Raw genomic sequence first — 21,545 nt, 5'->3', positions numbered from 1 at the left:
CTGTGCTGCCCCCTTGGGTACAATCCTGGCTTCCCATGCCGGCCAACCCGGCACAACTCTTCGGGCCGTCGCCCTCCAGACGGCGCCTTCCGTCTTTTCCTTTTTTCTCCCTGTGGGGAGCTTGGTCAGGTCCTCCATGTCTGATTTAAGTCTTCAACTGCAGCAGGCCACGAGCCAACTTCCAGTTTCCGCGTACTTCGACGAGTCGCTCTATGCGCGCGAAATGCAAACGCTGTTCGCGCACGGCCCGCGCTACGTGGGCCACCGGCTTGCCGTGCCCGAGCCCGGCAACTTCCACACCCTGCCGCAGGAGCACCAGGGCCGCGCGCTGGTGCACACGCCCAAGGGCGTGGAACTCATTTCCAACGTGTGCCGCCACCGGCAGGCGCTGATCCTGCAGGGCCGCGGCCAGCTCGACAGCCAGACCGGCGGCAACATCGTGTGCCCGCTGCACCGCTGGACCTATGCGGCGAGCGACGCGCGCACCACGGGCACGCTGATCGGCGCGCCGCACTTCCAGCAGGACCCCTGCCTCAACCTGCACAACTATCCGCTCACCGAGTGGAACGGCCTGCTGTTCGAACGCGGCCCCGACGGCGGCGGGCGCGACGTGGCGGCCGACATGGCCGAACTCGGCCCGCGTGCCGACCTCGACTTCACGGGCTACGCGCTCGACCGGGTCGAGCTGCACGAGTGCAACTACAACTGGAAGACCTTCATCGAGGTCTACCTCGAGGACTACCACGTCGGCCCGTTCCATCCCGGCCTGGGCAGCTTCGTCACCTGCGACGACCTGCGCTGGGAGTTCAACCGCAACTTCTCGGTGCAGACCGTGGGCGTGGCCAACCGGCTCGGCCGCGCGGGCAGCCCCATCTACCAGAAGTGGCAGGAGCAGCTGCTCAAGTACCGCGAAGGCAAGCCGCCCAAGTACGGCGCCATCTGGCTCACCTACTACCCGCACGTGATGGTCGAGTGGTATCCGCACGTGCTCACCGTGTCGACGCTGCATCCGGTGAGCCCCACCAGGACGCTCAACATGATCGAGTTCTTCTACCCCGAGGAAATCGTGGCCTTCGAGCGCGAATTCGTCGAGGCCCAGCAGGCCGCCTACATGGAAACCTGCGTGGAAGACGACGAGATCGCCGAGCGCATGGACGCCGGCCGCCGCGCGCTCATGCTGCGCGGCGACGACGAGAGCGGCCCCTACCAGAGCCCGATGGAAGACGGCATGCAGCAGTTCCACGAGTGGTACCGCAGCGCGATGCAGAACAACGCCTGAGCCGAGCAGTGCAAGCACTCTGGATGGTGCTCGGCGCCTTTTTGTTCGCCACCATGAGCGTGGTCGTGAAGATCGCCTCGGCCTGGTTCAACAGCGGCGAGATGGTGCTCGGGCGCGGCCTGATCGGCATCGTGTTCCTGTGGCTGCTGGCGCGCAACCGCGGCGTCTCCATGGCCACCCGCTACCCCGGCATGCATGCCTGGCGCAGCACCATCGGCGTGGTGTCGCTCGGCGCGTGGTTCTATGCCATTGCCCACATGCCGCTGGCCACGGCCGTCACGCTCAACTACATGAGCAGCGTGTGGATCGCGGCCTTCCTGGTCGGCGGCGCGCTGCTGGCCTGGGTGCCGGTGCCCGGGCGCGATGGCCGCATCGAGCGCCCGCCGCTGCAGGGCACGCTCGCGCTGACCGTGCTCGCGGGCTTCGTCGGCGTGGTGCTGATGCTCAAGCCTTCGGTCAGCGGCAGCGACGGCTTCGCGGGGATGCTGGGCCTGCTGTCGGGCCTCACGGCCGCATTCGCCTACATGCAGGTGGTGGCGCTGTCGCGCATCGGCGAACCCGAGCTGCGCACGGTGTTCTATTTCGCGGCCGGCTCGGCCGTGGCCGGCGCTTTCGCCACGGCTGCCACCGGGTTTTCGGACGGAAACTCCTGGACGTGGCAGCATGCGCTGTGGCTGCTGCCGATCGGCCTCCTGGCGGCTCTCGGGCAGCTTTGCATGACGCGCGCCTACGCCACGGCCAAGACGCAGGCCGGTACGCTCCTGGTGGCCAACCTGCAGTACTCCGGCATCATCTTTGCGGCGTTCTACAGCGTGGTGCTGTTCGACGACCGCATCGACGCCGCCGGCTGGGCCGGCATGGCGCTCATCATCGTGAGCGGCATTGCGGCCACCGTGCTGCGCCAGCGTGCAGTGCCCAAGGCGCCGGCCGAAGAACACTGATCCGCATCGAACCCGTCGACAACGAAGGAACCCCGCCATGTGCACCACCCTCGTCAGCGTCGAACAACTCCAGCAGCTGCAGGCTGGCGACGTGCCCCTCATGGTCTTCGACTGCAGCTTCGACCTCATGAAGCCCGAAGCCGGCGCGCAGCAATATGCCGCTGCGCACATCCCCGGCGCACTGCATGCCGACCTCGACGCCCACCTCAGCGCGAAGCACGGCGTGCCCGGCTCGCATGGCGACGTGGTCATTGCGCAGGAAGACGGCGTGCCGGCCTCGGGCGGGCGCCATCCGCTGCCGAGCCGCGAGAGGTTCGCGGCCTGGCTGTCGAGCATCGGCTTTTCCAACAACATGCAGGCCGTGGCGTACGACCGCAACGGCGCCAACTATTGCGGCCGGCTCTGGTGGATGCTCAAGTGGATGGGCCACGATGCCGTGGCCGTGCTCGACGGCGGCCTGCAGGCGTGGCAGGCCGCGGGCGGCGAAGTCACGAACCGCGAGGAGCCGGCGCACTTCCAGTCGAACTTCGTGCCGGGCGAACCGCTGGCAAGGCTCGTGACCACCGACGCCGTGGTGCGCCGGCTCGGCCAGCCTGACCAGAACCTGATCGACGCGCGTGCCGCCGCACGTTATCGCGGAGAGGTGGAACCTCTGGACCCCATCGCGGGTCACATCCCCGGGGCTCTGAACCGGCCCTTCGCCGAGAACCTCGGCCCCGACGGCAAGTTCAAGCCGGCATCGCAATTGCGCGCCGAGTTCGACGCGCTGCTCGCGGGACGCGATCCGGCGACGGTCGTCCATCAATGCGGCAGCGGCGTGAGCGCTGTGCCCAACCTGCTCGCGATGCAGATCGCGGGCCTTGGGACGACAGCGCTCTATGCCGGCAGCTGGAGCGAATGGAGCAACACGCCGGGGCTGCCGACCCGGCAAGGCGCAGAACCATGAAACAGATCCGACTTCGACGCATTTCATCCGGCTTCGCATTCGCCGCGGCACTGTTCGCAGCCCCCTTTCTTTCCGCCCAGGCCCAGCAGCAGCATGCGCATGTGCACGGCCAGCTCAAGCTCGACGTGGCCATCGACGGCCCCACGGTCGTGATCAACATGGAGTCCCCGCTCGACAACATCGTCGGCTTCGAGCGCGCGCCCAAGACCGATGCCGAGAAGAAGACCGCCGAGGACGCCATCGCCCAGCTGCGCGCGGCCGACAAGCTCTTTGCCATCGACCCGGCCGCCAACTGCAAGCTCGGCCCGGTCGAGCTGCGCTCCAGCGCACTGGGCCTCGGCAGTCCCGACCCGGGCGAGCCCGCGGGCCATGCCGACCTCGACGCCACTTTTTCCTTCAACTGCACCAACGCGGCCGCGGCAAAGTTCATCGACGTGAATCTTTTCTCCGCCTTCAAGGGCACGCGCCAGATCGATTCGCAGATTGCTTCCGCACAAGGCCAGTTCAAGCGCCAGCTCAAGCGCCCGGCAGGCGCGCAGGCCGCCCAGCCCGTTCGCCTGACCTGGGGCAAGTGACGCTGTGAGCACCGTCCCCCAGGGCGAGGCCGCGCCATTGCGCGTGGTGCTCGCCGCCGAAGGGCTGCGCTTCTCGTGGCCCGGCATGCCAAAGCCATGCATCGACATCGAGGCCTTGCGCATCACCGCGGGCGAGGCGGTCTTCCTGCACGGCCCGAGCGGTTGCGGCAAGAGCACGCTGCTGTCGCTGCTGGCCGGCGTGCTGGTGGCGGACGAAGGCCGCGTCTCGCTGCTGGGGCACGACTGGTCGCAGCTCTCGGGCGCCGCGCGCGACCGCTGCCGCGTCGCCCACGTCGGCTACATCTTTCAGCAATTCAACCTGCTGCCGTATCTGAGCGTGCTCGACAACGTGCTGCTGCCCTGCCGCTTCTCGCAGCGGCGCGAGTCCCAGGCCGCGCGGGGAGGCAGCGCGCGCGAAGAGGCCGAGCACCTGCTCGAGCAGATGGGGCTCGACCGCAGCCTGTGGAAGCGCCAGGCGATGCAGCTCTCCGTGGGCCAGCAGCAGCGCGTGGCCGCTGCGCGCGCGCTCATCGGCCAGCCCGAAGTGGTGATTGCCGACGAACCCACCTCCGCACTCGACGAAGACCGGCGCGAAGCGTTTCTCGACGTGCTGCTGACGGCCTGCGCCGTGAACAACAGCGCGCTCGTGTTCGTGAGCCACGACCAGCGCATTGCGCAGCGTTTTGCGCGGCATGTGCTGCTGCCCGAGATCAACCGCGCGGCGCCGGCGGCCATGGCGGCGGACAGCTGAGATGAAGGCGCTTTTTTCCATCGCCTGGCGCAGCGCCTGGAACCGGCGCTTCACGCTGGCGCTCACGGTGTTCTCGATCGCGCTGTCGACCTTCCTCTTGCTCGGCGTCGAGCGCATCCGCACCGAACTGCGCGAGAACTTCGCATCGTCCGTCTCGGGCACCGACCTGATCGTCGGCGCGCGCACCGGCTCCACGCAGCTGCTGCTGTACTCGGTGTTCCGCATCGGCGCGGCCACCAACAACATCTCGTGGAAGAGCGTGCAGGCGCTGGCCGCGCACCCCGGCGTCGACTGGGTGGTGCCGCTCTCGCTGGGCGATTCGCACCGCGGCTTCGCGGTGCTGGCCACCTCGCCCGAGTACTTCACGCGCTTTCGCTACGGCAACCGCCAGTCGCTCGCGCTGCGCGAAGGCAAGCCCTTCAGCGCGCTGTTCGATGCGGTGGTGGGCGCCGAGGTGGCCGACAAGCTCGGCTACCACGTCGGCCAGAAGATCACGCTCGCGCACGGCAGCGGCGAACTCAATGCGGCCGAGCATGCCGACAAGCCCTTCACCGTGGTGGGCGTGCTCGCGCGCACCGGCACGCCGGTCGACCGCACGGTGCACATCGGCCTCGAGGCGATGGAAGCCATCCACCTCGAATGGGCGGGCGGCGCGCCGATGCCGGGCGTGAAGATTCCGGCCGAGCAGGTGCGCAAGTTCGACCTCACGCCCAAGAACGTGACGGCCGCGCTCGTGGGCCTGAAGAACCGCTCCGCCGTGTTCGGCGTGCAGCGCTGGATTTCCACCTACACCGGCGAACCGCTGATGGCCATCCTGCCCGGCGTGGCGCTCGACGAGCTGTGGAGCGTGATCGGCATCGGCGAGAACGCGCTGCTGCTGATGTCGGCGCTGGTGGCGCTGGTGAGCCTTGCGGGCCTGGTCTCGGTGGTGATGGCCGGGCTGAACGAAAGGCGGCGCGAGCTGGCCGTGCTGCGCGCCGTGGGCGCCGGCCTGCGCCACGTGCTGGCGCTGCTCGCGCTCGAGGGCGCCATGGTCACCGTGCTGGGCGTGGCCTTCGGCGTGGTGATGGCGGTGCTTGGCATCGCCCTGCTCGCGCCATGGCTGCAGTCGCAGTTCGGGCTGACATTGAGCCTTTCGGAACCTACACTGAATGAATGGCTGCTGATGGCGAGCCTGCTGGCCGCGGGCTGGCTGGCGAGCCTGCTGCCGGGCATCCGTGCCTACTGGCTTTCGTTGGCCGACGGCCTCTCCCCGAGGATTTAGATATGTACACCCCCAGTCTTCGCGCACTTCGTGTCGCTACGCCAACCCCCTTGCAGGGGGCAACACCAGCGGCCCGGCAAAGCCGGTTCCGCGGTGTTTCTGGAACTGTGGCGCTGGCACTTGGAACATCGATGCTTTCGCTGGTTGCGTGGGCCGCCGACCCGGCGCCCAAGGACACCACCGCATCGAACCCGCTCGGCGGCAAGGCCGCACCGCCTGCCGCAACAGCCAAGGCCCCGCCGGGCCAGCCGCGCCAGATCACCTGGGAAGAACTCGTGCCCAAGGACTGGGATCCGGCCAAGGAATTCAAGGGCATGGACCTGAGCGCGCTCAACGACGGCGACCCGCGTGCCAACGAGCTGCTCATGAAGATGCAGGAAGTGTCGAACAACGCGCCGACCAACCCGGCCATGAACGGCGCGGACATCAAGATCCCGGGCTTCATCGTGCCGCTCGAAGAAGCGAAGGGCGAAGTGACCGAGTTCCTGCTCGTGCCCTACTTCGGCGCCTGCATCCACACCCCGCCGCCGCCGGCCAACCAGATCCTGCACGTGGTGACGCCCAAGGGCGCCAAGTTCCGCGCCATGGACACCGTGTGGGTCACCGGCAAGCTGCAGACCCTGCGCAACGATTCGATGATGGGCGTGAGCGGCTACCACGTGAACGCGACGAGCGTCACCAAATACACGGGCGGCGCCAAATAGAGCGCCTGCGGCGCTTGTGGTTCTGCGCCGACAGCACAGGCGGCGCAACGCCGACACAGACCGTTGCATCGGCGATGCACGCTGGCGTCGTCGCCACAGGTGGCGCGCCGTTGAAGAGTTTCGAGGGCGTGACGTCTACGCCCACAGGAACTCCAGATGACAACATCATTCCGCCGCACACCGGTCGCGCGGCTCCTGACGATCTCGCTGTGCATCGGCGCGCTCGCCATCGCCGGCTGCAACAAGACCGACACGCCTTCGACCCCGGCGCCCGCGCCTCCAGCGGCCACCGCACCTGCGCCCGCGCCGGCCGCCCCAGCGCCGGCGGCCTACACGCCACCCTCGGCCGAGCAGCTCTATCAACTCGTCGCCCCCATTGCGCTGTATCCCGACAAGCTGGTGGCGCAGGTGCTGGCCGGTTCCACCTATCCCGACCAGATCACCGCGGCGCACGGCTGGCTCGCTCAGAACGCAGCGCTCAAGGGCGGCCCGCTCGCCGATGCGGCCAACCAGCAGCCCTGGGACCCGAGTGTGAAGTCGCTCACCGCATTCCGCCCGGTGCTGGACCAGATGGCCGGCAACATCGCGTGGACCGAGGCACTCGGCCAGGCCTACTACAACGATCCGGCCGACGTGATGAACGCCATCCAGGTCATGCGCCAGCGCGCATCGGCGGCGGGGCGGCTCAAGAACAACGACAAGCTGCGCATTGCCAGCGCCGCGACACCGCAGAACTACGCGCCGGCGCCGGACGTGCAACCCGTCTATGCTGGCCCCGCCGTGGTCGAGGCGCCGCCGCAGTTCATCACCATCGAGCCCGCGCAGCCCGACGTGGTGTACGTGCCCAGCTACGACCCGCAGCGGATCTACGGCGAGCCCGTGCCCGTGTACCCCGGCTATGCGTATGCCCCGCCCGTCGAGGCCGCGCCCGGCTACAGCCGCGGCCAGATGGCGGCGGCCGGCGCATTCACCTTCGGGCTCGGCGTGGTCGTGGGCGCCGCGCTGGAGCGCCACGACTGGGGCTGGCGTTCATGGGACATGAACTGGGGTGCCCCGCGCTACCGGGACCGCGACCGCGCGGTGCAGCCGGCCTACACCCGGCCCGCGGTGGTCTACAACAACAGCACCTACATCTCGCGCTCGACGACGGTGGTCAACAACGTGCGCAACGTCTACAACAACAACGCGCCGCGCGGCATGCCGCCTGGCGCTCCCGCCCCCAATGTCGCGGGCGGCCCAGCCTTGGCTCAGCAACAGAACGCCCAGCTGGTGCAGCAACAGCAACAGCAACAGCAACAGCAACAGCAGCAGCAGCAGCAGCGAGAGCAGCAAGCACGGCAGCAGCAGGCCCTCATGCGCCAGCAGCAGGAGCAGCAACAAGCCGGGCAACAGGCCCAGCAACTGCAGGCACGCCAGCGCCAGCAAGAACAGCAGGAGCGGCAGGCGCGCCTTCAGCAACAGCAGCAGGACCGGTTGCAGCGCCAACAAGCGCAACAGGCACAACGACAGGCGCGGCAACAGGCACAGCAACAGGCGCCTGGCACCCACCAGCCGCCGCCGCAGGCCCTGCTTCAACAACAGCAGCAGGACCAAGCGCGGCGACAGCAGGCCCAGCTACAGCAGCAACAGGCACGTGCGGCCAGCCGGCAGGTTCAACAACAACAACAGCAGCAGCACGCAGCGCAGCCCCCCCAGCAACAGAGGCCATCGGCACAGCAGGAGCAATCACGGCGCCAGCAAATGCAACAGCAACAGCAAGCCCAGCAACAGGCCCGCGTGCTCCAGCAGCAGCAGGCTCAACAGCAACAGGTGCAACGGCAGCAGGCGCAGCAACAGGCCCGACAACAGCAGCATCAAGAGCAATTGCAGCGACAGCAGCAACAGGCGCAAGCAGCGCGCCAGCAACAGCAACAGCAACAACAACAACGGCAGCAGGCGATGCAACAACAGCAGCAACGCCAACAGCAACAGGCGCAGCAGGCACAGCAAATCCGCCAGCAGCAGCAACAGGCCCAGCAGCACGCGGCGGCCGCTGCCGCTGCCGCCCATCGCCGCCCGCCCGGCCGCCCCGGCGAACCGCCCAAGGAGCAGCCCTGAGGGCGGCCGCCGCGACGCCCGTTACTGCTTGCCGATTTCCGTCAGCAGCCGAGTGACGAGATAGAGGCGCGGCACGATCGAGTCGACCTCGATGTATTCGTCGCGTGCGTGATAGCCGAAGCCAGCAAGGCCGAAGCTCTCGACCACGGTGGCCTTGCCCGAACGACCCGCATAGCCCGCGTCGGTGCCGCCGCCGGTCATTGGCGTGAGAGCGAGTTCGCGGTCGATTTCCTTGTAGATGGCCTGGGCCTTCTCGGCCAGTGCGCGGCCCTTCTCGCCTGCCACGAAGGCCGGGCGGCCCACTTCGACCTTGACCGTGGTCTCGGTATCGGGCACCAGCTTGCCGCTCGCGATCTTCGCCTGCAACGCAGGCCTCCAGCTTCTTCTCGGCGCCGGGCTGCGTGATGCGGATGTCGCCGAGTGCCCGGGCCTTTTCGGTGATCTGGTTGATCGGGCCGGTCGCGCGCGCCACGGTCCAGTTGAGCGCGACACCGGGGATGTCCTTCGCGACATCCCCGGTCTGCAGCAAATGGTATGACAGCTCGTACAGGGCGTTGCGACCCAACTCGGGTGCTGCATCCGCATGCGATGCCCGGCCCTTCACTTCGAGCGTGGCCTGCGCGATGCCTGCCGCGCCCAGCAGCAGCGATTCGCCCTTGGCCACCGACTTGGCGGCGGTTGGCTCGAACGACAGGACCGTGTCGTGCTGATCGGCCATGGCCGCGATGAGCTCGCCGGAGCCGACCGAGCCCACCTCTTCGTCGGGATTCATGAGCACCGTGAGCGTGTCGTAGTCGCGCCATCCTGCATCGGCCAGGATCTTCAGATGGCGGGCGCCAGCATAGCGACCCTCGCCAGCATTCGCGCGCAAATCGGCGACAGCAGGACAGCGCGGCGAAGCGTCAGGCTCCGCGACCTCGCGTGGCTTTCTTCGTGGCGGCTGCGGGCTTGGATCCGGGCCTGAGTCTGGATGGCGCCTTCCCCACCGGCCCGGATGCAGGCGCCTCGCGCGCCGACCTCATGTGCCCGCTCTCCGCCGTGGTCATGCCCACGATCTTCGCGAGCTGCCGGCTCACGCTCACGTAGGCATGGCCGATGCGGCTGTCGAAATACAGCGAGTCGCCGCGCGCAAGGTGCACCACTTCGCCGTTGTCGAAGTGCACCTCGATCTCGCCCGACAGCACATAGGCGAATTCCTCGCCGGTGTGCCGAACGAAGTCTTCCGGGCCATGGATGCGGCGCGCATGCACGGTGCCCACGATGGGGCTCATCTGCTTGCCGGCCGCCGTGGTGCCGAGGAACTCGTAGGCGATCGACAGGCCGCGGTACACGACGCCCTTCCCCGCGCGCGTGACGACCGGCCCGTCGAGCTGCGCGGGCTTGACGCCGGCGCCCGCGAACATGGCGTTCATGTCCATTTCCAGCGCGTGGCCGAGCGCGGTGAAGTTCTCGTAGCCCAGCGCCAGCTGCCCGCGCTCGGCGCGCGAAATGGTGGTGATCGACACGCCCGAGCGCTCGGCCAGCTGCGCCAGCGTCCAACCGAAACGCTTGCGCGCGGCCCGCAGGCGATGACCGAAAGTGGTGCGGTCCAGCGTGGGTGCCTCGTCCTTCGGCCTTGTCCCCGGCTTGGTCCCTGTGTGTGGATTCACGCTTGGCTTTCTCTTGTAGTGCAGCGCAATTCTGCCAGCCCGGTGCCGCGCCATCCATGATGACCCGCGTGACGCAGGCCCGGAAGTTGCGTATACGCAAATTGCGTTGACGCAAATTTCACCGATGCGGTGCACCATGGTTTCCCCTTGGTGCTCTCTATTTAATTTGCGTATCCGCAAATTTCTACCTACACTTTTCACCGATGACTTCCAATTCTCCAGCGCCCGCGGTGGCCGACTACCTTGTGATTGGCGGCGGCATTGCCGGGGCTTCGGTGGCCCATTGGCTCGCGCCGCATGCCCGCGTGATCCTGCTCGAACGCGAAGCCCAGCCGGGCTACCACTCCACCGGACGGTCGGCCGCGCTCTTCATGGAAAGCTATGGCACGGCGCAGGTGCGCGCCCTCACCATGGCGAGCCGCACCTTTCTCGAGCATCCGCCCGAAGGCTTTTCCGAGCACCCGCTGCTCACGCCGCGCGGCGCGATGATGGTCGCGAGCAAGGAGCATCTGCCGGAGCTCGAAGCCCACTGGGACGTGCTGCGCGCCATGAACACCGGCGCCAAGCGCCTCAACGCCGAAGAGGCGCTCGCAATGGTGCCCGCCCTGCGGCCCGACCAGGTGGCCGGCGCCGTCCACGAGCCCGATGCCGCCGACATGGACGTGCATGCCATCCACCAGGGCTACCTGCGCGGCATGCGGCGGGCCGGCGGCAAGCTGGTGTGCGATGCCGGCGTGACGGCCATCGAACGCATCGGCGACCACTGGCGCGTGACGGCCGGTGGCGGCGTCTACGAAGCGCCGGTGGTGCTCAACGCCGCAGGGGCGTGGGTCGACACCATCGCGCAGATGGCTGGTGTGCAGCCCATCGGCATCGAGCCGCGCCGGCGCTCGGCCTTCATCTTCGCGCCGCCCGAGGGCAGCAGCGTCGCGCACTGGCCCATGGTGTTCGGCGCCGACGAAGGCTGGTACATCAAGCCCGATGCCGGCATGCTGCTCGGCTCGCCAGCCAACGCCGACCTGGTCGAGCCGCAGGACGTGCAGCCCGAGGAGCTGGACATCGCCTTCGCGATCCACCGCATCGAGGAAGCGACCACGCTCACCATCCGCCGGCCTACCCGCACCTGGGCCGGCCTGCGCTCCTTCGTGGCCGACGGCGACCTGGTGGGCGGCTTCGATCCGGACACACCGGGCTTCTTCTGGGTTGCGGCGCAGGGCGGCTACGGCATCCAGACCTCCGCGGCCATGGGCGAGGCCTGCGCCGCACTGGCACGCGGGCTGCCGCTGCCCGAACGCATCGCGGGCTTCGGCCTCACGGCCGAGATGCTCGGACCGCAGCGACTTCGTGCAGCGGCTGCCGCGGACTGATCGAAACCATCGAGAGCTCAACCATGCGTGTCTTCAGTGCTTCCCTCGCCACCGAAACCAACACCTTCGGCCCGATGCCGACCGGCCTCGCCTCCTTCAGGGACCGCGGCTACTTCCCGGCCGGCCAGCACCCGGACGCGATGACGCTGTTCTCGGGCCCGCTGTGGGCCGCGCGCATGCGCGGCGCCGACCGCGGCTGGGAGCTGTTCGAGGGCATGGTGGCCGGCGCGCAGCCCAGCGGCACCACCACGCGCCAAGCCTACGAAACGCTGCGCGACGAACTGCTGGCCGACCTGCGTGCGGTGCTGCCGGTCGACATGGTGCTGCTCGGGCTGCACGGCGCCATGGTGGCCGATGGCTACGACGACTGCGAGGGCGACCTGCTCGCGCGCGTGCGGCAGATCGTCGGACCCGACGTGGTCATCGGCGCCGAGCTCGATCCGCACAACCACCTCACGCCCCAGATGGTCGCCAACGCCGACCTGATGATCTCGTTCAAGGAATATCCGCACACCGACGTGCTCGAACGCGGCCTGGAGCTGGTGGACATCTGCACCGCAATGGCCGAAGGCAAGGTGAAGCCGGTGGCTGCGGTGGTCGACTGCGACATGATCGTCACCGTGCACACCTCGCGCGAACCGGCGCGCGGCTTCGTCGAACGCATGCAGTCGCTCGAGGGCAAGGACGGCGTGCTGTCGATCTCGCTCACGCACGGCTTCTCGTGGGGCGACGTGCCCGAGATGGGCACCAAGGTGCTGGTCTACACCGACGGCGACCAGGCCAAGGCCGATGCGCTGGCCCGCCAGCTTGCCGATGAAGTCATCGCCATGCGCGATGGGCTCGCCATCGACTACCCCAGCGTCGACGCCTCGCTCGACCAGGCATTGGCCTTCGACGGCGGCCCGGTGGTGCTGTCCGACGGCGCCGACAACCCCGGCGGCGGCGCGGCCAGCGACTCCACCTTCATCCTGCGCCGCATGGTCGAGCGCGGCATCACGAACGCGGCCATCGGGCCGATGTGGGACCCGATCGCGGTGCGCATCGCCTTCGATGCGGGCGTGGGCGCCAAGCTCGCAATGCGCATCGGCGGCAAGATCAGCCCGCTCTCGGGCGACCCGATTGACCTCGACTGCACCGTGAAGGCGCTGCAGCACGACCTGGTGATGACGGGGCTCGCGGGCACGCCCACGCTCATGGGCGACAGCGCGCTCGTCGAGGCCAACGGCATCGAGATCGTACTGATCACGCTGCGCAACCAGGCCATGGGCACTGACCTGTTCACCCAACTCGGATGCGACCTCGCCGCGAAGAAGATCGTCGTGGTGAAGTCGTCGCAGCACTTCTACGCTTCCTACTCGAAGGTTGCGAAGCACGTGATCTACGCCGGCGCGCCGGGCGCCGTGACGCTCGACCTGAACACCCTGCCCTACCGCAAGGCGCGCCTGCCCAAGTGGCCGATCGGCGTCGCCGCCTGACCTTTTCTTTCGCCTCTACCGGAGTACCGACGATGAAACGACGAACGCTTGCAGCCCTTGCCACCCTGGCGCTTTCGGCCGCGTGCCAGCCGGCGCTCGCCCAGACGCCGCCCAAGACGCTGAAGGTGGTGGCGCATGCCGACCTGAAGATCCTCGACCCGACCTTCACCACCGCCTACATCTCGCGCAACTTCGGCTACATGGTCTACGACACGCTGTTCGCGCAGGATGCGAACGGCAAGCCGCAGCCGCAGATGGCCGAGAAGTACACCTCCTCCAAGGACGGCAAGCAGTGGAGTTTCACGCTGCGCCCGGGCCTGAAGTTCTCCGACGGCGCCGCCGTGACCTCGGCCGATGCCATTGCCTCGCTGCAGCGCTGGGCCGCGCGCGACAGCATCGGCCGCGCCATGGTGGCGGGCGGCGCCGAGTGGAAGGCGGTGGATGCGCGCACCTTCACGCTCACGCTCGCCGAGCCCTTCGGCCTGGTGCTCGAGGGCCTCGCCAAGCCCTCGAGCTTTCCGCCGGTGATCCTGCCCGAGCGGCTCGCGAAGATGCCCGCCACGGCGCCGCTGCCCGAGGTGATCGGCTCCGGCCCCTTCATCTTCAAGCGCGACGAATGGGTGCCGGGCAACAAGACCGTGTTCGTGCGCAATCCCAACTACGTGGCGCGCAGCGAACCGCCGAGCGGCCTGGCCGGCAGCAAGAAGACCACCTTCGACCGCGTGGAATGGCTCTACCTGCCCGACGCCAACAGCGCCATCGCGGCGCTCAAGCGCGGCGAGGTCGACCTGGTGGAGCAGGTGCCGCCCGACTACATCGCGCCGCTGCGCACCGACCCCGGCGTGAAGATCGGCTCCGGAGGCACCTACCAGGGCTTCCTGGTGATGAACCACCTGCTGCCTCCCTTCAACAACCCGAAGGTGCGCCAGGCGCTGCTGCAGGCCGTGAGCCAGGAACGCATCGTCGCGGCCATGGGCTATCCGCTGGACATGCGCATGGCCTACTGCCAGACCTACTTCATCTGCGGCAGCCCCAACGACACCGCCGCGGGCGCCGAGCCCTATCGCAAGGCCGACGTGGCCAAGGCCAAGAAGATGCTCGCGGACGCCGGCTACAAGGGCGAGAAGGTCACCATCCTGGTGCCGAGCGACGTCACCTACCTCAATGCCGAGGCGCTGATGGCCGCGCAGACCATGCGCAGCATCGGCATGAACGTCGATGCGCAGACCATGGACTGGGCCTCCATCGGCGCGCGCCGCGCCAAGCGCGACGCGCCGGAGGCCGGCGGCTGGAACATGTACGTCACCGTGGCGGGCGAGTTCGACGTCAACTCCCCCATCACCAATGCCTACCTGAGCGCGGCCTGCGGCAACACCCTGCCCGGCTGGCCCTGCGACAAGCCGCTCGACGAGCTGCGCAATGCCTGGCTGAAGGAAACCGTGCCGGCCAAGCGCCGCGAAATCCTCGACGCCTTCCAGGCCCGCGCCTACGAAGCGGTGCCGTACATCAATGCAGGCCAGTACTCGGCCGCATTTGCCGCCCGAGCCAGCCTCAAGGGCACGGACAAGCTCTGGGCCGGCATGCCGACGGTCTGGATGCTCGACAAGTAACCGGCGTCGCACGGCTGCACCATGGGCTACATCCTCAGGCGATTTCTCTCGACGCTGCCCGTGATGGCAGTGGTGGCGGTGGTGGTGTTCCTGCTGATCCACCTGTCGCCGGGCGACCCCGCGGCGCTGATCGCGGGCGACCTGGCCTCGGTCGAAGACATCGAGAAGCTGCGCGCCGCGCTGGGCCTGAACCTGCCCCTGTGGCAGCAGTTCGCGATCTGGCTCGGCAAGCTCTTCACGGGCGATCTCGGCACCTCGATCTTCACGCAGGTGCCGGTGGCGCAACTGCTCGCGCAGCGGCTGGAGCCCACGGTGTCGATCGCGGTGCTGACCATGGCGCTCACGCTGGTGCTGGCGGTGCCGCTGGGCACGCTCGCGGCCTACCGTGCGGGCAGCTGGATCGACCGGCTCGTGATGCTGTTCGCGGTGCTCGCGTTCTCGGTGCCGGTGTTCCTGGTGGGCTACCTGCTGATCTACGCTTTTGCGATCCAGCTGCCGTGGTTTCCGGTGCAGGGCTATGTGCATTTCTCGGACGGCCCCGGCGACTGGCTGCACGGCCTGGTGCTGCCGTGCGTGAACCTCGCGCTGGTGTACATCGCGCTCGTCACCCGCATGACGCGCGCCACGGTGCTCGAGGTGCTGCATGAAGACTACATCCGCACCGCGCGTGCCAAGGGCCTGGGCGTGCTGCCGGTGCTGGGCCATGCGCTGCGCAACGCGGCCATTCCCATCGCCACCACGGTGGGCGTGGGCATCGCGCTCTTGATCGGCGGCGTGGTGGTGACGGAGACGGTGTTCGCCATTCCGGGCGTGGGCCGCCTCGTGATCGATTCGGTGCAGCGCCACGACTATCCGGTGATCCAGAGCGTGCTGCTGCTGTCGGCCGGCGTGTACGTGCTGATCAACCTGCTGATCGATTTGAGCTACCGCTTGTTCGATCCGCGCATCCAGTACTAGATGACCCCATGTCCACCGTACTTCCGATGAGTGAACTTCCACCGCCCGTTGCCACCGCTTCGCCCGCAGCCATGGCCGAGGAGGCGCCCTTCGTGCCGCCGCGCTGGCGCTGGGTGCGCAAGCATCCGACGCTGATCGTCGGCGGGCTGCTGCTGGTTGCGGTGGCTGCGGTCTCCATTGCCGCGCCCTGGATCGCCACCTTCGATCCGCAGGACATCGACCCGCTCGCGCGCATGCAGCCGCCCTCGGCCGAGCACCTGTTCGGCACCGACGCACTCGGCCGCGACGTGTTCAGCCGCGCCGTGTGGGGCGGGCAGGTGTCGATGATCGTGGGCGCCTCGGTTGCACTGCTCGCCACCTTCTTCGGCGTGCTGATCGGCCTCGTCGCCGGCTTCGTGCGCTGGGCCGACGGGCCGGTGATGCGGGTGATGGACGGGCTCATGGCCATTCCCGGCATCCTGCTCGCCATCGCGCTCATGGCGGTGACGCGCGCCAGCCTCACGACGGTGATCGTCGCCATCACGGTGCCCGAGATTCCGCGCGTGGTCCGGCTGGTGCGCTCGCTCGCGCTCACCTTGCGCGAGCAGCTGTATGTCGAGGCGGCGCATGCGGTCGGCACGCGGCTGCCGGTGATCCTGCTGCGCCACGTGCTGCCCAACATGGTGGCACCTTTGATCGTGCAGTCGACCTTCGTGGCCGCCGCCGCGGTGCTGACCGAAGCAGCACTGTCCTTCCTCGGCGTGGGCGTGCCCGCACAGACGCCGAGCTGGGGCAACATGATGGCCGAGGGCCGCAACTTCGTGGCGGTGGCGTTCCACATCATCCTGTACCCGGGCCTGCTGCTGGCAGCCACGGTGCTGGCAATCAACCTGCTCGGCGACGGCCTGCGCGATGCGCTGGACCCGCGCCTGGCACGGCAGCTGTGAGGCCGTCCATGGCACCCATGTCCCACATCGCCCTCGCCCCCGGCGAGCCGCTGCTCGAGGTCGACAACCTGCGCACGTATTTCCATACGCTGGCTGGCGTGGTGCGCTCGGTCGACGGCGTTTCGTACACCGTGCGCGCCGGCCGCACGCTCGGCGTGGTCGGCGAATCGGGCTGCGGCAAGAGCGTGACCGCACTTTCCATCCTGCGGCTGGTGCCCACGCCGCCCGGGCGCCACATGGGCGCGGTGCGCCTGCGCGGCACCGACCTGATGCAGCTCAGCGAGCGCGAGATGCGGCAGATCCGCGGCAACCGCATCTCGATGATCTTTCAGGAGCCGATGACCTCGCTGAACCCGGTGCTCACCGTGGGCCGGCAGATCGCGGAGACGGTGCAGCTGCACCAGAAGGCGAGCCGCGCCGACGCGCTGCAGCGTGCGGTCGAGATGCTGCGCGTGGTGCAGATCCCCGAGCCCGAGCGGCGCGTGAACGAGTATCCGCACCAGCTCTCGGGCGGCATGCGCCAGCGCGTGATGATCGCGCTGGCCCTGGCCTGCAACCCCGAGGTACTGATCGCCGACGAGCCCACCACCGCGCTCGACGTGACGATCCAGGCGCAGATCCTCGACCTCATCAAGCGGCTGCAGAAGGAGCTGGGCATGGGCGTGGTGATGATCACGCACGACCTCGGCGTGGTGGCCGAGAGCTGCGACCGCGTGGTCGTGATGTATGCGGGCCGCAAGGTGGAGGAAGCCGATGTGGTCGACCTGTTCGACCGACCGCTGCATCCGTACACGCGCGCGCTGATGGCCTCGATGCCCGCGATGAACACCACGAGCGCGCGGCTCACGGAGATTCCGGGGCTGGTGCCGGCCGCGCACGAGCTGGGCCGCGGCTGCGCCTTTGCGGCGCGCTGCAGCCAGGCGCGCGAACGCTGCCGCGCCGAGACGCCGCAGCTCACGCTGCAGGGTGGCGACCACGTGGTGGCCTGCTTCGCCGTCGAAGAACAATGGGCAGAGGCCCCCGAGGTGAGCGCATGACCACGACAACCGCAGCCCCGCTGCTCCAGGTGCGCAACCTGCGCAAGCACTACATCTCGCCCAAGCGCTGGCTACGGCCGGCCAGGCCCGCGATCCAGGCGGTCGACGGCGTCTCGTTCTCGGTGGCGCGCGGCGAAACGCTGTCGCTGGTCGGCGAATCGGGCTGCGGCAAGACGACCACCGCCAAATCGGTGATGCGGCTGGTCGAACCGACCTCTGGCTCGGTACAGCTCGAAGGCGAAGAATTGCTGACGCTCTCCGCCAACGAGATGCGGCTGCGCCGGCGCCAGCTGCAGATCATCTTCCAGGACCCGTATGCCTCGCTCAATCCGCGCCTCACGGCCGGCGACATCGTGGCCGAGCCCATGCGCAACTTCAGCAGTTTCGGCACGGGCACGGCCGCCGAGCGGCGCGAGCGCGTGCAGTGGCTGTTCTCGCGCGTCGGCCTGCGGCCCGAGGCGGCAAGCAAGTTTCCGCACGAGTTCTCGGGCGGCCAGCGGCAGCGGCTGGGCATTGCGCGCGCGCTGGCGCTCAACCCCAAGCTGATCGTCTGCGACGAGCCGGTGTCCGCGCTCGACGTGTCGGTGCAGGCGCAGGTGGTGAACCTGCTGATGGACCTGCAGGCCGAGTTCGGCATTGCCTACCTGTTTGTCGCGCACGATCTCGCGGTGGTGCGCCACATCAGTCACCGCGTGGCCGTGATGTACCTCGGCCACATCGTCGAGATCGCCGACCGCGACACGCTGTTTTCCGCGCCGCGTCATCCCTACACGGAGATCCTTCTCTCGGCCGTGCCCGTGCCGAACCCGCGCACACCGGCGCGCCGCATGCTGCTGCAGGGCGATCCGCCAAGCCCCGCCAATCCGCCGTCGGGCTGCCGCTTCCACACGCGCTGCCCGATGGCGCAGGCGGTGTGCAAGGAACAGGTGCCCGAACTGACGGAACGGCCCTCGTCTTCCAACGGCGGGCATTGGGTGGCTTGCCACTTTCGCTGAGATGACTTTTCTTGTTCATCGCGTTGCGTGTTCGGGGCGTGATCGTTGTGCGGAGAGGTCATTGATCGGCCGCACACCAACCGCGTGCCAAGTGCACGGGGCATCGGGTGCTCCCCGCAGCGAAATCAAGGAGGAGGCCGCAGGCCGGGGGGACATTCGCGGAGGGGAGTACCCGGTGGCCTGTGCACACGCCCCGAACAAACGTTCTTGAAGACATGAAAGGCCTCACATGAGCACACTCAAAAACCACTACGACCTGCTGATCCGCGGCGGCACCGTGATCGACGGCACCAAGGCGCCGCGCTTCGATGCCGACGTGGGCATCATGAACGGCCGCATCGCCGCCATCGGCAATCTCGCAGGCCACACCGCCGACCGGACGCTGGACGCCACCGGCCGCATCGTCGCGCCGGGCTTCATCGACTCGCACACGCACGACGACCAGGCCGTTCTTTCGCAGGCGCAGATGCCGTTCAAGGTGTCGCAGGGCGTGACCACGGTGATCGCGGGCAACTGCGGCATCAGCGCCGCGCCGCTGCGCGAAGACATGGAGCTGCCGATGCCGCTGAGCCTGCTCGAGTCGCCGGCCGCGGGCCGCTTCACGAGCTTCGCGGCGTACCTCGATGCGCTGCGCGCCACGCCTTCGTCAGTGAACGTGGCGGCGATGGTGGGGCATTCGACCTTGCGCGCCGTGGTCATGTCCGACCTCGACCGCCCCGCCAACGACACCGAGATTGCCGCGATGCAGGCGCTGGTCGAAGAGGCGATGCAGGCCGGCGCCATCGGCCTTTCGACCGGCACCTTCTATCCGCCGGCCGTGAAGGCCACGACCGAGGAGATCATCGAGGTCGCCCGCCCGCTCAGCGCGCGCAAGGCGCTCTACGTGACGCACATGCGCGACGAGGCGGACCGCGTGATGGAGTCGCTGGAGGAAACCTTCCACATCGGCCGCGCCCTCGGCATCCCGGTGGTGGTGTCGCACCACAAGGTGCAGAACGCGCAGAACTTCGGCAAGAGCAAGGTGACGCTGCCCTTCATCAAGGAGGCGATGCAGCACCAGTGCATCGGGCTCGACTGCTACCCGTACACGGCGGGCTCCACCATGATCCGCACCGACCGCGGCATGATGGACGGCCGGGTGCTGATCGCGTCGAGCGTGCCGCACCCCGAGTGCGCGGGGCGCGACCTGAAGGACATCGCGGCCGAATGGGGTGTGCCGGGTGAAGAGGCGGCGAAGCGGCTTTCGCCCGGCAGCGCGATCTATTTCATGATGGACGAGGACGACGTGCAGCGCATCCTCGCCTTCGAAGACACCATGATCGGCTCCGACGGCATTCCGCTCGGCGAGAAGCCGCATCCTCGGTTGTGGGGCACCTTCCCGCGCGTGCTCGGCCACTACAGCCGCGACGTCGGCCTGTTTCCGCTGGAGACGGCGGTGTGGAAGATGACCGGGCTCACCGCGCGCAACTTCGGGCTGCACGAGCGCGGGGCGCTGAAGCCGGGCCACCATGCCGACGTGGTGATCTTCAACGCCGCGACGGTGCGCGACACGGCCAGCTACGCGGCGCCGACCCTGCCGGCCGAAGGCATCGATGCGGTGATCGTGAACGGCGCCGTCACCTGGCAGCACGGCGCGCACAACGGCGCGCGCAACGGACAGGTGATCACAAGGCGCGAAGAAGCGGCCTGACGAGGATCAGTCGGGGGCGTTCACCACGCGGTCGAACTCTTCGTCGGCAGGGACGTTGTCGGCGTCGAGTTCGCTCGCATCCGTGAGATCGATGCCCGTTTCCTCCGACAGGTCGTCGGAGATTTCGCTGTCGGTTTCCTCGAAATCGTCGGCTGGCGTGTTGTCGTCGTCTTCGTCGGACGACGAGGCAGGACGCGCGGTGGCGTCGACGTTGATCATGATCGGCTCCTCAGGCTGAATACTGAACGACCCCCTATAGTGCGCCTGTTTCGGCCATTCCGGTTCACCTGAAGCGCAGTGTCGGTGTCGGAAAGTTTCTCGCCCCGCGCCGCCCGCCCCGCCGGCCTTGCCCTCAGTCCTTGTGGACGTGGCCGTGCTCCCCATGGCCCTCGTCGTGGCCCTGGTCGCCATGGCCGTGCTCGCCGTGCGCCAGCCGGCTCACCAGCGAGACCAGCGCAATGCCCACCACCAGCCACACGATCTGCGCCGCAGTCTGCCGCGCAGGCAGCCGCTTCTGCAGCTGGGGAATCAGGTCGGCCAGCGCCACATAGACGAAGCTGCTGCTGGCCAGCACCAGGAAGTACGGCAGCCAGCCATGCAGCTGGTCGACCAGCCACCATCCCACAATGCCGCCGAGCATGGTCATCGTGCCGGCGAGCGACACCTTGACCAGGGCCGCGCGCTGGTTGGCCGAGCTCTGGCGCAGCACGACCAGGTCGCCGATGTGGTGCGGAACCTCGTGCGCCAACACGGCAACGGCCGCCACCAGGCCGAGGCGGATGTCCGCAATGAAGGCCGATGCGATCAGGATGCCGTCGCCGAAGCAGTGCACGCTGTCGCCGGTGAGCACGGCCCAGCCGCCGCCCATGCGGGGGGCGTGGCTGTGCGCATGGCCATGGGCATGGCCGTGATCGCCGTGTCCGTGGTCATGGCCGCCTGCCGGGTGCCCGACCGGTCCCGGCACGGGGTCGCCGTGGTGGTGCTCGTGCCCGTGATGCCAGAGCTCGGCCTTGTCGAGCAGGAAGAAGAACACCAGGCCGAACAGCAGCACGCCGAACAGCAGCGCGGGCTCGATGCGGCTTTCGAAGGCTTCGGGCAACAGGTGCATGAAGGCGGTGGCCAGCAGCGCCCCTGCGGCCAGGCTCAGCAGGTGCTGCGAATTCACCCCGCCCGACCCGTTGCGAACGCCCACGCGCAAGAGCAGTGCGGCCAGCCACACGCTTCCGATGCCGGCAACCAGGGTCGCCACGATGATCACTATCAAATTCATAGCTGCTTGCGC

General features: G+C 68.2%; 20 protein-coding genes and 1 pseudogene. 16 read left to right on the top strand and 5 right to left on the bottom strand.

Translation table 11 applies throughout. From position 1 onward, the window contains the following. The first annotated feature begins 136 nt into the window (after positions 1–136). From VAPA_RS08215 to VAPA_RS08180, 8 genes are all read left to right on the top strand, one after another. On the top strand, positions 137–1,279 hold the full coding sequence (locus tag VAPA_RS08215) for an aromatic ring-hydroxylating oxygenase subunit alpha (protein ID WP_021006301.1): 1,143 nt from the start codon (positions 137–139) through the stop codon (positions 1,277–1,279). Between the two features lie 23 nt (positions 1,280–1,302). After that, complete coding sequence (locus VAPA_RS08210) at positions 1,303–2,220, top strand: DMT family transporter (protein ID WP_021006300.1); 918 nt, start codon at positions 1,303–1,305, stop codon at positions 2,218–2,220. 37 nt (positions 2,221–2,257) lie between these two features. After that, positions 2,258–3,166, top strand: coding sequence for a sulfurtransferase (locus tag VAPA_RS08205; protein ID WP_021006299.1), 909 nt, complete (start codon positions 2,258–2,260; stop codon positions 3,164–3,166). After that, positions 3,163–3,741 carry a DUF2796 domain-containing protein gene (locus VAPA_RS08200; RefSeq protein ID WP_021006298.1) on the top strand — a complete coding sequence of 193 codons (579 nt, stop codon included), beginning with the start codon at positions 3,163–3,165 and terminating at the stop codon, positions 3,739–3,741. The genes VAPA_RS08205 and VAPA_RS08200 overlap by 4 nt, the downstream gene beginning before the upstream one ends. Positions 3,742–3,745: 4 nt before the next feature. After that, positions 3,746–4,492 (top strand): ABC transporter ATP-binding protein, encoded by a 747-nt coding sequence (locus VAPA_RS08195; RefSeq protein ID WP_041946045.1) that lies wholly within the window; start codon positions 3,746–3,748, stop codon positions 4,490–4,492. 1 nt (position 4,493) lies between these two features. Then, a complete protein-coding gene (locus VAPA_RS08190) occupies positions 4,494–5,756 on the top strand; it encodes an ABC transporter permease (RefSeq protein ID WP_021006296.1) in 1,263 nt (420 codons plus the stop codon). A gap of 131 nt (positions 5,757–5,887) precedes the next feature. Continuing rightward, positions 5,888–6,460 (top strand): DUF3299 domain-containing protein, encoded by a 573-nt coding sequence (locus VAPA_RS08185; protein WP_021006295.1) that lies wholly within the window; start codon positions 5,888–5,890, stop codon positions 6,458–6,460. A gap of 156 nt (positions 6,461–6,616) precedes the next feature. Next, positions 6,617–8,557, top strand: a complete 1,941-nt coding sequence (locus VAPA_RS08180; RefSeq protein ID WP_021006294.1) for a DUF3300 domain-containing protein — start codon at positions 6,617–6,619, stop codon at positions 8,555–8,557. 21 nt (positions 8,558–8,578) lie between these two features. Here the strand turns inward: VAPA_RS08180 and VAPA_RS35515 are convergent, their stop codons facing one another. The 3 genes and pseudogenes from VAPA_RS35515 to VAPA_RS08170 form a co-directional block, all read right to left on the bottom strand. Then, positions 8,579–9,070: a M20/M25/M40 family metallo-hydrolase gene (locus VAPA_RS35515; protein WP_329604096.1), complete on the bottom strand. Its 492-nt coding sequence runs from the start codon at positions 9,068–9,070 to the stop codon at positions 8,579–8,581. Next, a pseudogene (locus tag VAPA_RS35510) lies at positions 9,000–9,275 on the bottom strand (peptidase dimerization domain-containing protein); the annotation flags it as partial. The gene VAPA_RS35515 and the pseudogene VAPA_RS35510, both read right to left, overlap by 71 nt. 184 nt (positions 9,276–9,459) lie before the next feature. Next, complete coding sequence (locus VAPA_RS08170; protein ID WP_021006293.1) at positions 9,460–10,206, bottom strand: helix-turn-helix domain-containing protein; 747 nt, start codon at positions 10,204–10,206, stop codon at positions 9,460–9,462. Positions 10,207–10,409: 203 nt separating this feature from the next. Here VAPA_RS08170 and VAPA_RS08165 point away from each other — a divergent pair, with 203 nt between their 5' ends. From VAPA_RS08165 to VAPA_RS08130, 8 genes are all read left to right on the top strand, one after another. Next, positions 10,410–11,573 carry an NAD(P)/FAD-dependent oxidoreductase gene (locus VAPA_RS08165; protein ID WP_021006292.1) on the top strand — a complete coding sequence of 388 codons (1,164 nt, stop codon included), beginning with the start codon at positions 10,410–10,412 and terminating at the stop codon, positions 11,571–11,573. Positions 11,574–11,596: 23 nt separating this feature from the next. Continuing rightward, positions 11,597–13,048, top strand: a complete 1,452-nt coding sequence (locus tag VAPA_RS08160) for a M81 family metallopeptidase (protein WP_021006291.1) — start codon at positions 11,597–11,599, stop codon at positions 13,046–13,048. Between the two features lie 32 nt (positions 13,049–13,080). Further along, positions 13,081–14,658: an ABC transporter substrate-binding protein gene (locus VAPA_RS08155; RefSeq protein ID WP_021006290.1), complete on the top strand. Its 1,578-nt coding sequence runs from the start codon at positions 13,081–13,083 to the stop codon at positions 14,656–14,658. A 21-nt stretch (positions 14,659–14,679) separates the two neighbouring features. After that, complete coding sequence (locus VAPA_RS08150; protein WP_021006289.1) at positions 14,680–15,615, top strand: ABC transporter permease; 936 nt, start codon at positions 14,680–14,682, stop codon at positions 15,613–15,615. 26 nt (positions 15,616–15,641) lie between these two features. Continuing rightward, positions 15,642–16,541 (top strand): ABC transporter permease, encoded by a 900-nt coding sequence (locus tag VAPA_RS08145; protein ID WP_021006288.1) that lies wholly within the window; start codon positions 15,642–15,644, stop codon positions 16,539–16,541. An 8-nt stretch (positions 16,542–16,549) separates the two neighbouring features. Then, a complete protein-coding gene (locus VAPA_RS08140; protein ID WP_021006287.1) occupies positions 16,550–17,578 on the top strand; it encodes an ABC transporter ATP-binding protein in 1,029 nt (342 codons plus the stop codon). Continuing rightward, complete coding sequence (locus VAPA_RS08135) at positions 17,575–18,573, top strand: ABC transporter ATP-binding protein (protein WP_021006286.1); 999 nt, start codon at positions 17,575–17,577, stop codon at positions 18,571–18,573. The genes VAPA_RS08140 and VAPA_RS08135 overlap by 4 nt, the downstream gene beginning before the upstream one ends. Positions 18,574–18,802: 229 nt before the next feature. Next, positions 18,803–20,263, top strand: a complete 1,461-nt coding sequence (locus VAPA_RS08130; protein WP_021006285.1) for an N-acyl-D-amino-acid deacylase family protein — start codon at positions 18,803–18,805, stop codon at positions 20,261–20,263. A gap of 6 nt (positions 20,264–20,269) precedes the next feature. Here VAPA_RS08130 and VAPA_RS08125 read toward each other — a convergent pair whose 3' ends face one another. After that, on the bottom strand, positions 20,270–20,482 hold the full coding sequence (locus VAPA_RS08125; RefSeq protein ID WP_021006284.1) for a hypothetical protein: 213 nt from the start codon (positions 20,480–20,482) through the stop codon (positions 20,270–20,272). Positions 20,483–20,615: 133 nt separating this feature from the next. After that, positions 20,616–21,533 carry a ZIP family metal transporter gene (locus tag VAPA_RS08120; protein ID WP_021006283.1) on the bottom strand — a complete coding sequence of 306 codons (918 nt, stop codon included), beginning with the start codon at positions 21,531–21,533 and terminating at the stop codon, positions 20,616–20,618. Positions 21,534–21,545: the final 12 nt, after the last annotated feature.

This window comes from Variovorax paradoxus B4, assembly GCF_000463015.1.
In the GTDB taxonomy this organism is placed as follows: Bacteria; Pseudomonadota; Gammaproteobacteria; order Burkholderiales; family Burkholderiaceae_C; genus Variovorax; species Variovorax paradoxus_E.
The sequence above is the reverse complement of the archived record's forward strand: the minus strand, read 5'-3'. Positions and strand labels throughout refer to the sequence as shown.

What these genes read in the sequence shown, in the direction of transcription:
- VAPA_RS08165 (WP_021006292.1), top strand. Translation starts at nt 10,410, where the DNA reads ATGACTTCCAATTCTCCAGCGCCCGCGGTGGCCGACTACCTTGTGATT.
- VAPA_RS08155 (WP_021006290.1), top strand. Translation starts at nt 13,081, where the DNA reads ATGAAACGACGAACGCTTGCAGCCCTTGCCACCCTGGCGCTTTCGGCC.
- VAPA_RS08185 (WP_021006295.1), top strand. Translation starts at nt 5,888, where the DNA reads ATGCTTTCGCTGGTTGCGTGGGCCGCCGACCCGGCGCCCAAGGACACC.
- VAPA_RS08120 (WP_021006283.1), bottom strand. Translation starts at nt 21,533, where the DNA reads ATGAATTTGATAGTGATCATCGTGGCGACCCTGGTTGCCGGCATCGGA.
- VAPA_RS08190 (WP_021006296.1), top strand. Translation starts at nt 4,494, where the DNA reads ATGAAGGCGCTTTTTTCCATCGCCTGGCGCAGCGCCTGGAACCGGCGC.
- VAPA_RS08150 (WP_021006289.1), top strand. Translation starts at nt 14,680, where the DNA reads ATGGGCTACATCCTCAGGCGATTTCTCTCGACGCTGCCCGTGATGGCA.
- VAPA_RS35515 (WP_329604096.1), bottom strand. Translation starts at nt 9,070, where the DNA reads ATGTCGCGAAGGACATCCCCGGTGTCGCGCTCAACTGGACCGTGGCGC.
- VAPA_RS08180 (WP_021006294.1), top strand. Translation starts at nt 6,617, where the DNA reads ATGACAACATCATTCCGCCGCACACCGGTCGCGCGGCTCCTGACGATC.
- VAPA_RS08210 (WP_021006300.1), top strand. Translation starts at nt 1,303, where the DNA reads ATGGTGCTCGGCGCCTTTTTGTTCGCCACCATGAGCGTGGTCGTGAAG.
- VAPA_RS08205 (WP_021006299.1), top strand. Translation starts at nt 2,258, where the DNA reads ATGTGCACCACCCTCGTCAGCGTCGAACAACTCCAGCAGCTGCAGGCT.
- VAPA_RS08160 (WP_021006291.1), top strand. Translation starts at nt 11,597, where the DNA reads ATGCGTGTCTTCAGTGCTTCCCTCGCCACCGAAACCAACACCTTCGGC.
- VAPA_RS08215 (WP_021006301.1), top strand. Translation starts at nt 137, where the DNA reads ATGTCTGATTTAAGTCTTCAACTGCAGCAGGCCACGAGCCAACTTCCA.
- VAPA_RS08130 (WP_021006285.1), top strand. Translation starts at nt 18,803, where the DNA reads ATGAGCACACTCAAAAACCACTACGACCTGCTGATCCGCGGCGGCACC.
- VAPA_RS08145 (WP_021006288.1), top strand. Translation starts at nt 15,642, where the DNA reads ATGAGTGAACTTCCACCGCCCGTTGCCACCGCTTCGCCCGCAGCCATG.
- VAPA_RS08135 (WP_021006286.1), top strand. Translation starts at nt 17,575, where the DNA reads ATGACCACGACAACCGCAGCCCCGCTGCTCCAGGTGCGCAACCTGCGC.
- VAPA_RS08125 (WP_021006284.1), bottom strand. Translation starts at nt 20,482, where the DNA reads ATGATCAACGTCGACGCCACCGCGCGTCCTGCCTCGTCGTCCGACGAA.
- VAPA_RS08200 (WP_021006298.1), top strand. Translation starts at nt 3,163, where the DNA reads ATGAAACAGATCCGACTTCGACGCATTTCATCCGGCTTCGCATTCGCC.
- VAPA_RS08140 (WP_021006287.1), top strand. Translation starts at nt 16,550, where the DNA reads ATGGCACCCATGTCCCACATCGCCCTCGCCCCCGGCGAGCCGCTGCTC.